Annotated in this window: 11 protein-coding genes, 1 tRNA gene and 2 rRNA genes; 10 read left to right on the forward strand and 4 right to left on the reverse strand. The window is 42.2% G+C overall.

Annotation, left to right across the window (positions count from 1 at the left end; all coding sequences use genetic code 11):
• From WC445_03870 to WC445_03885, 4 genes are all read left to right on the forward strand, one after another.
• Positions 1-391: ribosomal RNA gene (locus WC445_03870) — 23S ribosomal RNA — on the forward strand; the annotation flags it as partial.
• 52 nt (positions 392-443) lie between these two features.
• Positions 444-549, forward strand: a 5S ribosomal RNA gene (gene rrf / locus WC445_03875).
• 162 nt (positions 550-711) lie between these two features.
• Positions 712-1,455 carry an NTP transferase domain-containing protein gene (locus WC445_03880; protein ID MFA5129070.1) on the forward strand — a complete coding sequence of 248 codons (744 nt, stop codon included), beginning with the start codon at positions 712-714 and terminating at the stop codon, positions 1,453-1,455.
• Positions 1,456-1,459: 4 nt separating this feature from the next.
• Positions 1,460-2,731: an endonuclease Q family protein gene (locus WC445_03885; GenBank protein MFA5129071.1), complete on the forward strand. Its 1,272-nt coding sequence runs from the start codon at positions 1,460-1,462 to the stop codon at positions 2,729-2,731.
• 790 nt (positions 2,732-3,521) lie between these two features.
• On the opposite strand, the gene WC445_03890 is transcribed toward WC445_03885, so the two are convergent.
• Positions 3,522-3,968, reverse strand: coding sequence for a hypothetical protein (locus WC445_03890; protein ID MFA5129072.1), 447 nt, complete (start codon positions 3,966-3,968; stop codon positions 3,522-3,524).
• Between the two features lie 227 nt (positions 3,969-4,195).
• A tRNA-Ile gene (locus tag WC445_03895) sits at positions 4,196-4,269 on the reverse strand.
• A gap of 161 nt (positions 4,270-4,430) precedes the next feature.
• On the opposite strand from WC445_03895, the gene WC445_03900 reads away from it, so the two are divergent.
• The 6 genes from WC445_03900 to rplS all read left to right on the forward strand — a co-directional run bounded on the left by WC445_03900 (position 4,431) and on the right by rplS (position 9,619).
• The gene (locus tag WC445_03900; GenBank protein MFA5129073.1) at positions 4,431-4,835 is read left to right on the forward strand and encodes an archease; all 405 of its coding nucleotides are present in this window, start codon (positions 4,431-4,433) and stop codon (positions 4,833-4,835) included.
• A gap of 1 nt (position 4,836) precedes the next feature.
• Entirely contained in the window at positions 4,837-6,294 is a 1,458-nt protein-coding gene (locus WC445_03905) for an RtcB family protein (protein ID MFA5129074.1), read from the forward strand.
• Between the two features lie 4 nt (positions 6,295-6,298).
• On the forward strand, positions 6,299-7,891 hold the full coding sequence (locus tag WC445_03910) for an HD domain-containing protein (protein ID MFA5129075.1): 1,593 nt from the start codon (positions 6,299-6,301) through the stop codon (positions 7,889-7,891).
• Positions 7,891-8,583, forward strand: a complete 693-nt coding sequence (locus WC445_03915) for an RNA pseudouridine synthase (GenBank protein ID MFA5129076.1) — start codon at positions 7,891-7,893, stop codon at positions 8,581-8,583. Before WC445_03910 ends, WC445_03915 begins: the two co-directional genes overlap by 1 nt.
• Before the next feature lie 3 nt (positions 8,584-8,586).
• On the forward strand, positions 8,587-9,174 hold the full coding sequence (gmk, locus tag WC445_03920) for a guanylate kinase (GenBank protein MFA5129077.1): 588 nt from the start codon (positions 8,587-8,589) through the stop codon (positions 9,172-9,174).
• A gap of 67 nt (positions 9,175-9,241) precedes the next feature.
• Entirely contained in the window at positions 9,242-9,619 is a 378-nt protein-coding gene (rplS, locus tag WC445_03925) for a 50S ribosomal protein L19 (protein ID MFA5129078.1), read from the forward strand.
• Positions 9,620-9,678: 59 nt separating this feature from the next.
• On the opposite strand, the gene uvrA is transcribed toward rplS, so the two are convergent.
• On the reverse strand, positions 9,679-12,465 hold the full coding sequence (uvrA, locus tag WC445_03930; protein MFA5129079.1) for an excinuclease ABC subunit UvrA: 2,787 nt from the start codon (positions 12,463-12,465) through the stop codon (positions 9,679-9,681).
• Positions 12,466-12,623: 158 nt separating this feature from the next.
• Complete coding sequence (locus WC445_03935; protein ID MFA5129080.1) at positions 12,624-13,523, reverse strand: thiamine pyrophosphate-dependent enzyme; 900 nt, start codon at positions 13,521-13,523, stop codon at positions 12,624-12,626.
• Between the last annotated feature and the right edge of the window lie 3 nt (positions 13,524-13,526).

The following is a 13,526-nucleotide window of genomic DNA, read 5'->3' on the forward strand; positions in this document are numbered from 1 at the left end:
TGGCACCTCGATGTCGGCTCATCGCATCCTGGGGCTGGAGAAGGTCCCAAGGGTTTGGCTGTTCGCCAATTAAAGCGGTACGCGAGCTGGGTTCAGAACGTCGTGAGACAGTTCGGTCTCCTATCTGTCGTGGGCGCGGAAATTTGAGAAAACTCTTCCCTAGTACGAGAGGACCGGGAAGGACGAACCTCTAGTGTACCAGTTGTCCTACCAAGGGCATAGCTGGGTAGCTACGTTCGGCAACGGATAAGCGCTGAAAGCATCTAAGCGCGAAGCCGGTTTCAAGATTAAATTTCATTAGACCCCTTGAAGAACACAAGGTTGATAGGTGGCAGGTGTAAGGTCCGTAAGGATTTGAGCCGAGCCATACTAATAGGTCGATTCTAACCACAAGAATTGTTCAAACATACAAAAATAAATTTCAAGCGTTTTTAGCTTGAAATCCCGGTGCTACTAGCGAGGTGGCCACACCTGTTCCCATCCCGAACACAGAAGTTAAGCACCTCAGCCCCGATGATACTCTTTGGGGAAAGTAGGACAGTGCCGGGTTTTCAAGTTAAAAACAAAAAATCGTCCGAGATTGCTTCGGGCGATTTTTTAATCTTGAAAATATTCCGCGATTCGGGTAATCTTATTTGTAAGCGAGCGGGATTCCGCCAAGGTGGGGACGAGCGAAACAAACACAGAGTATTTTAAAGCATTATAAAATATATGAACCAAGTAGTTATTCTGGCGGCAGGAAAGGGCAAAAGAATGGGAGTTGGTTTGCCAAAAGTTTTGCGCGAGGTCGGAGGGAAAACGATGATCCAAAGAGTGGTTGGATCTGTTCTGGAGTCGGGCGTGACAAAAAGGCCAATGGTTATTATTGGGTACGGCACGGAAATTATTAAAAAATATTTGGGAACAAGCTGCAGTTACGTTTTGCAGGCGGAGCAATTAGGGACAGCCCACGCCGTTTCTTGCGCGGAGAATTATTTGACTGGCGTAGATAATATTGTCGTCGTGAATGGTGATACGCCATTTTTGCGTTCGGAAACTTTAGCAAAACTTGTCGCAACGCATGAAAAAAATCAGGCGGTGCTTACCCTCGTTACTCTTCGTCTTCCCGATTTTGGCGAATGGCGGGAAAATTTTTATGATTTCGGCCGAATAGTTAGAGATTCTTCGGGAAAAGTTACGGCGATTGTGGAAAAAAAAGATGCGACAGAAGAACAATTAAAGATTACCGAAGTTAATCCATCATTTTTCTGTTTTAGGGCGAGTTGGCTTTGGGAAAATTTATCAAAAATTAATTGTGACAATGCGCAAGGAGAATTTTATATCACCGATCTCGTGAAGATGGCGATTTTGGAAAATCAAAAAATAGAAACTTTGGTGACTGACGATCCGACCGAGGCCGTGGGAGTTAATACGCCAGAGCAACTGGGCTTGGCGCAATCGTTAATAGAAAAATAAAAATATGCGCTACATCAGCGATTTACATATTCACTCAAAGTATTCCCGGGCTTGTTCGCCGCGACTGGTGCCGGAAATTATTGCGGAATGGTGTCGAAAAAAAGGAGTGGACATTGTTTCGTGCGCCGATTTTACTCATCCAAAATGGTTTGCTGAACTTAAAAGTAAATTAAAATCGGCGGGCAATGGGTTATATGAATTAGTGGAAGACAAAACCCAGCAGACGCGACCGATTTATTTTTTTATTTCTACTGAAGTAAGTTGTATTTATTCAAAAGGTGGAAAATGCCGACGGTTGCACATTATTATTTTCGCGCCAACGCTTGAAGTCGCGGCAAAAATTAATGAAAAATTAGGAACGCTTGGGAAATTGGCTTCTGATGGCCGGCCGATTTTGGGGTTGGATGCCAAAAAACTTGCAGAAATTGTTTTTGAAATTGACGAGCGATGCATGATAATTCCGGCGCACGCTTGGACCCCGTGGTTTGCAATTTTTGGATCCAAATCGGGATTTGATTCGATGGAAGAATGCTTTGATGAGCTCACGCCAAAAATTTACGCGATAGAAACCGGGCTCTCTTCAGATCCGGCGATGAATTGGCGATTGAAAAAATTAGACAAGATTACTTTGGTATCACACTCGGACGCGCACTCGCCGGAAAATATCGGACGCGAGGCAGACGTTTTTGAAATTGGTGATGGCGTGAAAAATTTCTATGATGAAATTTGTCGGATCATTAGAGAAAAAGATAAGAAAAAATTTTTGTACACAGTAGAATTTTATCCCGAAGAGGGGATGTACCATATTGACGGGCATCGGGCTTGTAAAATTAGAATGATGCCAGAAGAAACGCGAAAGCGAAAAGGGATTTGTCCGGTTTGCGGCCGGCCGGTAACGATTGGGGTGATGAATCGGGTGGAAGAATTGGCCGATCGTCCGGAAGGTGAGCAGCCGGAGAGCGCGATTGATTATAAAAGTTTAGTTGGTTTGGACGACACGATTGCCGAGGCGCTTGGAGTTTTTGGCAGAAAGACAAAAGCTGTTAATCGGGAGTATGAAAATTTAATTTTAAAAGGGGGTAGCGAGTTTCGGGTACTTTTGGACTTATCTTATGAAGAATTAGCAAAAATTACATTGCCGGAAATTGTTGAGGCCATTAGGCGGAATCGCGAAGGAAAAGTAAAAATTGAGCCGGGCTACGACGGTGTATATGGAACAGTAAGACTTTTTAATGATAAAGAGAAGAAACAAATAAAACAAGAAAAACTTTTTTAGTTTCAGTAATATTTTTTATAAATAAAAAAACTTCTCCGTGCGCACGCAGGAGAAGTTTTTTAAACGTTATCTTCGCTTTTTCTTTTTAGTCGCCTTTTTCTTTTTCGCGACTTTCTTTTTGGCTTTCTTTTTTGCCATGGTTGTTCACCTCCTCCCTTATAAGAGATAAAAACGAAAAAAGTATAAAATTTTAAAACATTATTTTATTATATAACATTTTTTTGTTGTCAACAAGAAAAAAGAGGCAAGGATGTGGATAACTTTTTAATTTTTGATTATTTATTTTTTAAAAAAATATAAAAAATCCCGCGCCATTTTTTTGTAAATGAACGCGGGTCAAGATTATCCTGGACGTTGGCAGCGCTTGGAAGGATCCCATATTTTCCTGAAATGCCGAGCAACTGCGCGGTGGAGGTCATCGGGGTTTCCTGTATCAGGAAACCGGCCCAGGTTAATTTTTGCTCCGTCGGGCAAAATTAGTTCAACTATTATTGGATTTTCATCGGGATTGCGGAAGTATGCTCGGCGGGTGAAGAAGGTGGGCCATTCCCACCAATCTGAACGGACACCTTTTCGGACTAGTTTCTTTTTGGGGCGGACGCTCATCGTTCCCTCCTTATAATAAATACAAAAACACAAAAAATATTTTAAGTCAATTAATTTATATAGATTATTTGAAATAGTTTACATTAGCCGCACTTATGGGGAAATGAAACAAAAATTTTATTTTATCATTTTTTTGATAAAAAAAGAGCAGTCTCTGACTGCTCTGGCGTTTTGAACGGGGGTTCTAGTAGTCGAAGCGCCACCAGAACCTATGTTTTGGTACAGCCCTCGGCGAGAAAGAGATAGACACCCTTCCTTCTACCGAGTCAATATGGAAGAGAAAGTTTGTGCCGTAGAACATAACGAACCAGGTGCGTAACTGGTGTGCGCTGGAATGGGAGTCGCGGGCACCTTCAGTATAGTTGCTCCAGCCCTCAAAACTCAAGAGCTGAGGGCAGATGATCTCAATCTCGGCGAGAGAAATCCCCTTCATCCGAGCCACTTCCGCAGCGAACTCGATCAGATTTTTCAACTCGCAATGAACGCGCTGAATGTTGCTCGCGAGTCCGCCGTTTCTTTCGGTTAGTTCCTTCCACATCCGTTCCGGAGAAGTCGAAGCCTGCGCGTAAGCTTCGGCGTCAGCTGGAACGACGTATTTCAGACTTTCTCGGCCAACGATAATTGGCATCATTTCCTCCATCCGTTTTGTTAGCGATACTTTATCTTAATAGATAAAATTATTTTGTCAAGTATAGAAAAGATATTTTTGCTAGTAATAAATTTTTCAATTACAAAATGGGCGTGGATGGACTCGAACCATCGACCCCAGCTTTATAGCGGCAACCTTTATATAAAATAAAAATATCGGCATTTGCCGATATATCGATAGCTACATTTATCTAAATACTACCCCTCAAATGGGCGTGGATGGACTCGAACCATCGACCCCAGCTTTATAAGAGCTGTGCTCTAACCGACTGAGCTACACGCCCATTTGAGGAGGAATATTTATGAAGGGTCATCGCCATAAGAGCCGTGTTCTGATGAGCTCTGCTACGTGTCCAATTAAATCCAGCATAACTGAAAACGGCTATTTTTACAATAGGTTTTAGCCGAAAAGTATGATAAAATAAAGAAAAGCAGTTAAATTTTTATGAAAAAATACGAAATATTAGAACATACGACAGATCTGAAAATTAGGGCTTTTGGTAAGACAAAAGAAGAGCTATTTTTGAATATGTTAAACGGAATGTTTTTTGGTGCCGGAGCAAAAACAGAAAATCAGGAATTTACGCCTCGAAAAATAAAAATTAAGTCGGCCGACGAGCAAAGTTTGCTCGTAGATTTTTTAAGTGAAGTGTTGGCGCAAAGTGATATAAATAACGAAGCATATCTTGAAGTAAAATTTGAGAAATTGGCTAAGACAGAACTCGAGGCGAAAATCTTCGGTGTCCCAGTTAAAAGTTTTGGCATAGAAATAAAAGCCGTGACTTATCACGGATTGGAAATTAAAAAAAATAGTGGAGGTTGGGAGGCGACGGTGCTTTTTGACATTTAATATGTTTGATAAATCAAATTTTAAAAAAATCAGCAATCAACTTTGGGAGATTTCGAAAGATTTTCGTTCTGACATGCGCGTGCCGGCGAGAATTTATGCGAGCGAAAAAATGTTGGAGGGAATTTTAGAAGACCGGTCGGTGGATCAGTTGATTAATGTGGCAACTCTGCCGGGAATTTTAAAATACGCTCTAGCCATGCCCGATATTCATGAAGGTTATGGTTTTCCGATTGGTGGAGTGGCTGCGATGGATGTGAAACGCGGAGTGATTTCGCCGGGAGGAGTGGGTTATGATATTAACTGCGGCGTGCGACTTCTGGCCAGCTCTTTTTTGCATAGTGAACTCGTGCCGCATTTAGTTGATTTAGCAAATCAAATTTCTCGCGATGTTCCCTCTGGCGTTGGCCGCGGTGGGAGATTGATTTTAAAAGAAAAAGAAGTGGATGAAATTTTAGAAGGCGGATCAGTAAAAGTGGTGGCGCAAGGTTATGGAGAAAAAAATGATTTGGAAAAAACGGAAGAAGGTGGATGTTTGAAAGGGGCGGATGCGAGCTTGGTGAGTGCTCGCGCGAAAGGTCGTGGGCGAGATCAACTTGGTACCCTTGGTTCGGGAAATCATTTTTTAGAAATTCAACGAGTGGAAAAAATTTTTTTGCCCGAAGTTGCTAAAATTTTTGGCATGCGCGAAAATCAAATTACGGTGATGATTCATACTGGTTCGCGCGGGCTTGGTCATCAGGTCGCGACTGATTACGTGCGTCTTATGGATGCCAAATTACCGTCATGGAAAATAGAGTTACCAGACCGAGAACTTGCCTCGGCGCCGCTTGACTCGGAAGAAGGACAAAGGTATTTTAAAGCCATGGCCGCGGCCGCCAATTTTGCCTGGGCTAACCGTCAAATGATTACAGAATTAGTTCGGCGAGCTTGGGAAAAAGTTTTGAGTCATAAAATCAGCGGCAAATATAATTTAGATTTAGTTTACGACGTGGCTCATAATATCGCGAAATTTGAAGAGCATGAAATTGATGGGGAAAAAGTAAAAGTTTGTTTGCATCGGAAGGGGGCGACGAGAGCTTTCGGTCCCGGGCGAGAAGAGTTGCCAGAAATTTATCGAGAGACTGGTCAGCCGGTTTTAATCCCTGGAAGCATGGGCACGGCTTCGTATGTTATGGTAGGAACTGATGTGGCGATGGCCGAGTCTTTCGGTTCAACTTGCCATGGCGCCGGCCGGAGAATGTCGCGGGCCGAGTCGCGACGGCGAGTCAGTGGCCAAACTTTAAAAAAAGAATTAGAAGCGCAAGGAATTATCGTCCGCTGTGCTTCACTTTCCGGGCTCACCGAAGAAGCACCTTTAGCATACAAAGATATAGATGAAGTGGTGGAAGTAGTCCACCGGGCGGGTCTTGCAAAAAAAGTAGCGCGCCTCGTGCCGCTCGCGGTTATAAAAGGAGAGTAAAATTATGTTAGAAAATATGGAAAAAAATCGGACAGCAATTTATGAAACAAGACTCGGGGAGTTCCGCGGGAAATTAGAAGCGGAGCCTAGTCTTGGTTTTGCCAAAGAATTGTTGGTAGCTTTTCCTAAAAGTGAAATATATCTCGTCGGCGGAGCAGTGAGGGACGCGGCGCAGGGTGTGGGGAAACAGAAAGATTTTGATTTTGTCGTGCGCGGTGTTTCCGCGGAAAATTTAGAGAAATTTTTGTCCGAACGCGGAGAAGTGGTTTTGGTTGGTAGAAATTTTGGCGTATATAAATTTATGCCAGCAGGATTTAAATTAGAAGAAGCAATTGACGTTGCTCTGCCGCGGACAGAACATTCTCTTGGAGCCGGCGGCGGCTATCGGGATTTTGAAGTCCAATCCAATCCAGAAATGGCCGTGGAGGAAGATCTGGCGCGGCGTGATTTTACGGTAAATGCCATGGCTTTAGATTTGAAAAATGGAAAATTGGTTGATCCCTTCCACGGATTGGAAGATTTAGGGGCAAAAGTATTGCGGGCCGTGGGAAAACCGGAAGAAAGATTTAGGGAAGATTATTCCAGAATGCTCCGGGCATTGCGTTTTGCCACCCAGTTTGGTTTTGAAATTGAAGGAAAAACTTTTATAGCCATTCAGGATATGATGAAGCATATAAATGATGAACGAGTGCGCGCTGGAAAAAAAGAAAGAGTAATCCCTTACGAAACTGTAGCCAAAGAATTACTTAAGGCTTTTTGGCACAATCCTGTCCGGGCGCTTGATTTATACGAGCGAAGCGGCGCGCTTTATGAATTAATGCCAGAATTATTTTCTATGCGCGGTTGTCCACAACCGCCGCATTTTCATTCAGAAGGAGATGTTTGGACTCATACTAGAATGGCTCTGGGGAATCTTTATTCCGAAAGATTTAAAAAACAGTTTGGCGAAGAGCGTCCAAGCGCGGAAGTGGTGATGGCTGTGTTGTTTCATGATTTGGGCAAGCCTTTAACTATAAAGACGCCGGAACGCGATGGTACTGACCGCATTCGTTTTGATGGTCATGATGAGGCTGGGGCAAGAGCGGCGGAAGAAATTTGTCGACGGTTAAAATTAGATAGTTTGCCGGAAGAGTCAACGCTCAGAGTCGAACCGAAAAAAGTCGGGCAGATGATTGGAAAACATATGTTGCTTTTGCAGGGAGAGATTGAAGGAATGAAACCGAGCACAATTGAAAAATATTTTTTCAACCCTAATTTTCCTGGGGATGGTTTATTGCAATTAACATTTGTTGACGCCCTGGCCACGATTCCCGAAGTTGGCGAACCTGATTTGGAGAATTTTTACGCAATGCAAAAAAGAATTGAGGGGCTAAGGGCTTTGGTTAAAGAAAAAAATAGATTGCCTAAGCCGGTTTTGAATGGAGATGAAATAATGAAGCGACTTAAAATAAAACCCGGCAAAAAGGTGGGAGAGTTGATTATGGTTTTACGCGAAGCTCAGCTTTCCGGACAAGTTGGCGCGGAGGATGATCCAGTTGAAGAGAGAAAGAAAAAAGGATTTGATGTTTTAAAAAAATATTTAGAAGAGTATAAATAATGTCAGGGCAAGAACCAAAAATTATATACGAAGATAAGGATATCTTGGTGGTGGAAAAGCCGGCCGGTCTTGAAGTCGCTTCAGAAAAAGAAAAAGATGAGCCGACCATGGTTGATTGGCTGGTAGAAAAATATCCCAGTATTGCTAAGGTTGGTCCAGATCCGGCGCGTCCGGGAATTGTCCACCGCCTGGATAAAAGCGCTTCAGGTTTACTCCTTGTCGCCAAGACCGAAGCAGCCTTTGAATTACTAACCAAACAATTTAAAGAGAGAATGGTAAAAAAAGAATACACAGTTTTGGTACATGGGGAATTAACGCAGGACGAAGGAATAATAGAATTCCCCATTGCTCGTGCGAATTCTGGCCGCTTTGCCGCTCTGCCCTTGGGTTCTGAAACTGGGCGAATGGCTATTACTGAGTATGAAGCTACGGAACGATTTAAAAATTTTACTTTGCTCAAGGTGCGAATCAAGACTGGCAGAACACATCAAATCAGAGTGCATCTTTTCGCTCTGGGATACCCGGTAGTTGGCGACAAACTTTACCGCCCCCGGAAAATTAAAGAGCCGGTATTGCCTCGGTTATTTTTGCATGCGTCAAAAATTATTTTTACAGATTTCAATGGCGAACAGCAAGAATTTAAAAGTGATTTACCCGCAGAACTAAAAAAATTTTTGTCAGTTATAAAATAGTTTATGATTAACCCAAAAATTAAAAAAACTATTTTTTTTATTATCTCTGGACCGTCGGGGGCGGGTGAAGATTCCGTGATTGAAGGTTTGAGCAAGAAGATAAAATTCAAGCGAGTGGTTACGACAGTAACGAGAGCCAAAAGGCCGGGTGAAACAGAGGGGAGACCATATCATTTTGTTACGGTTCCAAAATTTAAAAAGATGATTAAAAATAAAGAATTTTGGGAGTGGGCGCGGGTTTATGGAGATCATAGAGGAGTTACTCACGAAGAGCTTGATAGGTTGTCGCGGAAGAAAATATTGGCGCTTTGGAAAGTTGATTATCAGGGCGTAGAAACGATCAAGAAAAAAAAGCCAGAAGTTTTGTCCATTTTTATTTATCCGCCGTCGCTCGCCGTTTTAGAAAAAAGATTAGCAAGAAGGGGCCAAGATTCGCCTGAAGTTATAAAGAAAAGGATGCCTTTCACTAAAAGGTGGCTAAAACATCGCCGCGGTTATGATTATATTATAGTAAATAGAGAAAATAAGCTGGGAGAAACAGTTGATCGAGTTTTTCGGATTTTAATTCAGAATTTAAAGGAAAAGGCGTAAGATATTGACTTTTAAAACAATAAGAGTATAATAGTCAAATATATCATTCTTAAAGGTATTTTTTTATATGGCAGAAGAAACAAAAGAAATTCAAAAAGAAGAAGTTAAAAGAGCGGAATTGCCCGCGTTAAAACCGGGTCAGACCATCCGTGTCCATCAACAGATTAAAGAAGTTGAGATGACCGAAGAAAAGGGGAAGGCAAAAACTAAGGAAAGAAAAAGAGTACAGATTTTTGAAGGAATTATTATCAAAAAAAGTGGCACGGGAATAGGCGCCACAATCACTGTCAGAAAAATTTCTAACGGCGTTGGTGTAGAAAAAATTTTTCCTGTTAATTTGCCAACAATCGTTAAAATTGAACCGGTGAAACAGGCCAAGGTCAAAAGGTCAAAACTTTATTTTCTCCGCAGTTACAATAAGAGGCTTAAAGAAGTAGCGGCGTAAAACAAGATATCACTAAACAAAAAAACACCGAGCAACTCGGTGTTTTTTTGTTTTCTTTTTTAAATTTTCATTTTTTTCAGATATTGGCCGGTATAAGATTTTTTAGATTTAACAATTTCTCGGGGCGTGCCTTGGGCCACAAGATAGCCGCCGCAGTCGCCGCCTTCAGGTCCAAGATCTAAAACCCAGTCGGCGCATTTAATCACATCAAGATTATGTTCAATAATCAGAACGCTATTTCCCTTATCAACTAATTGATTCAAAACCACTAAGAGTTTTTTAATATCGTCAAAATGCAGGCCGGTTGTCGGTTCGTCAAGAATATAAAGAGTTTTACCAGTTGCTCTTCGAGAAAGTTCTGTGGCCAACTTAATTCTTTGTGCCTCACCGCCAGAAAGAGTGGTGGCCGGCTGACCGAGGCGCATATACCCCAAGCCGACATTCGCTAAAATTTGAAGTTTTTCATAAATGGCCGGAACGTCTTTAAAAAATTGTCTGGCTTCAAGAACGGTCATTCCCAAAATATCGGCGATATTTTTTCCTTTGTAATGAATTTCCAAAGATTCGGCATTATAACGTTTACCGTGGCATTCTTCGCATTCTACATAAACATCAGGTAGAAATTGCATTTCAATTTTTACGGCACCTTCGCCGCCGCAGGTTTCGCAGCGTCCACCGCCTTTAACGTTGAAACTAAATTTTCCCGCGTCATACCCCTTCATTTTTGCTTCCTGATTTTCCGTAAAAAGATCGCGAATGTAAGTAAAAACTCCGGTATAAGTCGCCGGGTTGGAACGAGGCGTGCGGCCGATGGGCGATTGGTCGATCGTGATGACTTTATCCAATAAATCGATTCCTTTAATTTCCTTGTGTTTGCCGGGCAAATCTTTTGTATGGTAAAAGGCACGGGTTAAAGCTTTACTTAAAATTTCCGTGATTAAAGTTGATTTTCCGGAGCCAGAAACACCCGTAACACAGACAAATTTTCCCAAGGGAATTTTAACGTCAATATTTTTTAGATTATGTTCCGCCGCGCCAGTGATAGTCAAAAATTTTCCATTTCCTTTGCGATAATTTTTAGGAACATCAATTTTTTGTTTTCCGGAAAGGTAAAGGCCGGTCAGTGATTTTTTGTTTTTCTTAATTTCTTCGGGCGTTCCTTTCCCCACGACCTCGCCGCCATATTCCCCAGCGCCAGGACCGATATCTAAAACATAATCAGCTGAAAGAATTGTTGCTTCATCATGTTCAACAACAATAATGGTATTATCAAGAGATTTTAATTTTTGTAATGTCTCAATAAGTTTTGTATTGTCGCGTGAGTGCAATCCAATTGATGGTTCATCTAGAACATAAATAATGCCGGAAAGTGAGGAACCGATTTGGCTGGCTAGGCGTAGCCGTTGCGCTTCACCGCCCGAGAGCGTGGCGACGGCTCGATCAAGCGTCAAATATCCTAAACCGACGTTATTAATATTTTTAATTCGACCCAGGATTTCTTTTACGACAGGAGTGGCAATTTTTAGCTCACGCGCTCCGAGCGGCGTTTTTTGCTTGCCGAGGCTTCCAAAAAATTCTTCTATTTGCCCGACCGACATCGCCGCGAGTTCAGCGATGGATTTGCCACTGAAGGTTACGGCCAGCACCTCCGGTTTTAACCGCGCTCCGTGGCAGGAGGGACAGATTTCTGTCCGCATATAATTTTCAATTTCCTTTCTAACATAATCAGAATCGGTTTCTTTATATTTTTTTTCGAGATTTGGAATCGCGCCTTCGTAATCCGTCCCGGGAATGCCCTGGAGTACGTAGTTTAATTGCTCTTTTTTTAAATCTTTGATTGGTACGTCAAGAGAAAAACCATATTTCGGAGCCAAAAGGCCGAGGGTTTTTAATTGTCCGGAAGCGCCACCGGAAATTTTTATCCAAGGCTTCACGGCACCCTCTGCTAAAGTTAATCGGAGATTTGGAATTACGAGCATTGGATCAATTTTTGAAGTTGTGCCTAATCCCGAGCAAGCGGGACAAGCGCCGTACGGGCTGTTAAAAGAAAAACTTCGAAGTTCGAGTTCTTTCATTTCATAACCGCATTTCGGACAAATAAAAATTTGGCTGAAAACCAGATCGCGTTCCGCGGATGGTTCGAAAACGGTAACTACGCCATCGCCAAGCTCCAGCGCGGTATCAACTATACTAGCCAGTTGTTTTTTATTGGAGTTAATAACGATTCTGTCGACAACAACTTCCAGATTTATTTTTTTGTCTTCGAAATTTTGATTTTTTATGGCGGCGAGGTCGTAAAAAACTCCATCAATCCTGACGCGAGAATATCCGGCGCGTTCTATTTTTTCCAGGATGCGCTTTAAATTATTTTGGCCATCTTTTAATGGAGCTATAATAATAATTTCCTTGCTCGGGAAGAGTGATAATATTTTTTCGGAAATTTGTTTTGAAGTTTGTTTTATAAGTTCCACCCCGCATTTTGGACAATGAGGAATGCCAGCCGTGGAATAGAGAAGTCTTAAATAATCGTAAATTTCCGTGATTGTGCCGACTGTGGAGCGGGGGTTGTGGGAAACGGTGCGCTGATCAATCGCGATAGTTGGAGAAAGGCCAGTGATTTCATCGACCGCTGGTTTATCCATCACACCCAAAAATTGTCTGGCATAAGAGGAAAGACTTTCGGCGTAACGGCGTTGGCCCTCGGCATAAATTGTGTCAAAAGCCAGCGACGATTTTCCCGATCCAGAAAGACCGGTGATAACAACAAATTTATTTTTAGGAATTTCCACACTGATATTTTTCAGATTGTGGACACGCGCCCCGCTGACTATAATTTTATTCGGCATAATTTTGGAAAATATAACCCAAAAAATAGAATTTAGAATTTATTAAAAGTTAGTATACATCAAACAGCAAAAATGGTCAAGTTCCCTTACGTGGGGATAAAAAAAGACAGGCAAAGAGCCTGTTTAAAATCAGTAACTGGGAACTAGTAATTAAAGACTTATTTCAAATTGTATTTTTTAATATTTTCTTCGGCCATTCTTTGCAAAGTGGCGATTTGTTTTTTACCATTGTTAGTTTTGAAAAGATGGGAAAATCTTTTTTGTGGTCGTAAATATTCTTCCACCTTCGGCGGGTTTTGCGGAATTTTCATCACTTTCGTTATTTTCCCGTTTTCCATTTCAAAAATTGGATAGTGGCCGGATTGAGCTGCAAGGCGGCAAAGTGAAACAGTTAATTCAGATTCATATCCCCAGCCCGGAACACAGCCGACTAAAATTTGGATGTATTTCGGACCGGTGAAAGTGAGCGCTTTTTTTATTTTTGCCGTAATGTCTTCAGGGAAACCAATAGTAGAAGTTGCGATATAAGGAACGCCGTGCGCTGCGGCAATCGCGGGAATATCTTTTTTTATAAACTCATTGCCAAAAACGGTTGTGTCAGGAGGGGTGGTCATTGTTGCCGCGCCAAAGGGAGTCGCGCCGGAATATTGGTTACCAGTATTCATATATGCTTCATTATCAAAACAAACATAAATAATGTTTTCGTGGCGCGTCCAAAGACCGGAAAGAGCGCCAAAGCCAATGTCAAAAGTTGCGCCATCACCGGCAAAGACTGCGACATTGGTTTTATTGTCTCCCTTGGCCTCGAGCGTGGTTAAAATTCCCGAAGCGACTGACGGGGCATTTTCAAAAAGAGAATGAATCCACGGAACTTTCCAGGATGATTCCGGATATGGAGTTGTCGTGACCTCTAAACATCCGGTGGCGGAGACAACAATCGTATCTTTTCCCAGAGCGTTTATTACGTGTCGTGCAGCTAAAAGTTCTCCGCAGCCGGCGCATCCGCGATGTCCCGGAGCAAGAAGATGGTTGAAGGGGTTTTTATATTTATGATTCATAAA

This window comes from Patescibacteria group bacterium, assembly GCA_041650995.1.
Classification (GTDB): domain Bacteria; phylum Patescibacteriota; class Patescibacteriia; order XYB2-FULL-38-15; family XYB2-FULL-38-15; genus JAHIRI01.

Excerpts from the sequence above, each read along its gene's own strand:
- WC445_03880 (MFA5129070.1), top strand. The coding sequence starts at position 712 with ATGAACCAAGTAGTTATTCTGGCGGCAGGAAAGGGCAAAAGAATGGGA.
- WC445_03885 (MFA5129071.1), top strand. The coding sequence starts at position 1,460 with ATGCGCTACATCAGCGATTTACATATTCACTCAAAGTATTCCCGGGCT.
- WC445_03890 (MFA5129072.1), bottom strand. The coding sequence starts at position 3,968 with ATGATGCCAATTATCGTTGGCCGAGAAAGTCTGAAATACGTCGTTCCA.
- WC445_03900 (MFA5129073.1), top strand. The coding sequence starts at position 4,431 with ATGAAAAAATACGAAATATTAGAACATACGACAGATCTGAAAATTAGG.
- WC445_03905 (MFA5129074.1), top strand. The coding sequence starts at position 4,837 with ATGTTTGATAAATCAAATTTTAAAAAAATCAGCAATCAACTTTGGGAG.
- WC445_03910 (MFA5129075.1), top strand. The coding sequence starts at position 6,299 with ATGTTAGAAAATATGGAAAAAAATCGGACAGCAATTTATGAAACAAGA.
- WC445_03915 (MFA5129076.1), top strand. The coding sequence starts at position 7,891 with ATGTCAGGGCAAGAACCAAAAATTATATACGAAGATAAGGATATCTTG.
- gmk (MFA5129077.1), top strand. The coding sequence starts at position 8,587 with ATGATTAACCCAAAAATTAAAAAAACTATTTTTTTTATTATCTCTGGA.
- rplS (MFA5129078.1), top strand. The coding sequence starts at position 9,242 with ATGGCAGAAGAAACAAAAGAAATTCAAAAAGAAGAAGTTAAAAGAGCG.
- uvrA (MFA5129079.1), bottom strand. The coding sequence starts at position 12,465 with ATGCCGAATAAAATTATAGTCAGCGGGGCGCGTGTCCACAATCTGAAA.
- WC445_03935 (MFA5129080.1), bottom strand. The coding sequence starts at position 13,523 with ATGAATCATAAATATAAAAACCCCTTCAACCATCTTCTTGCTCCGGGA.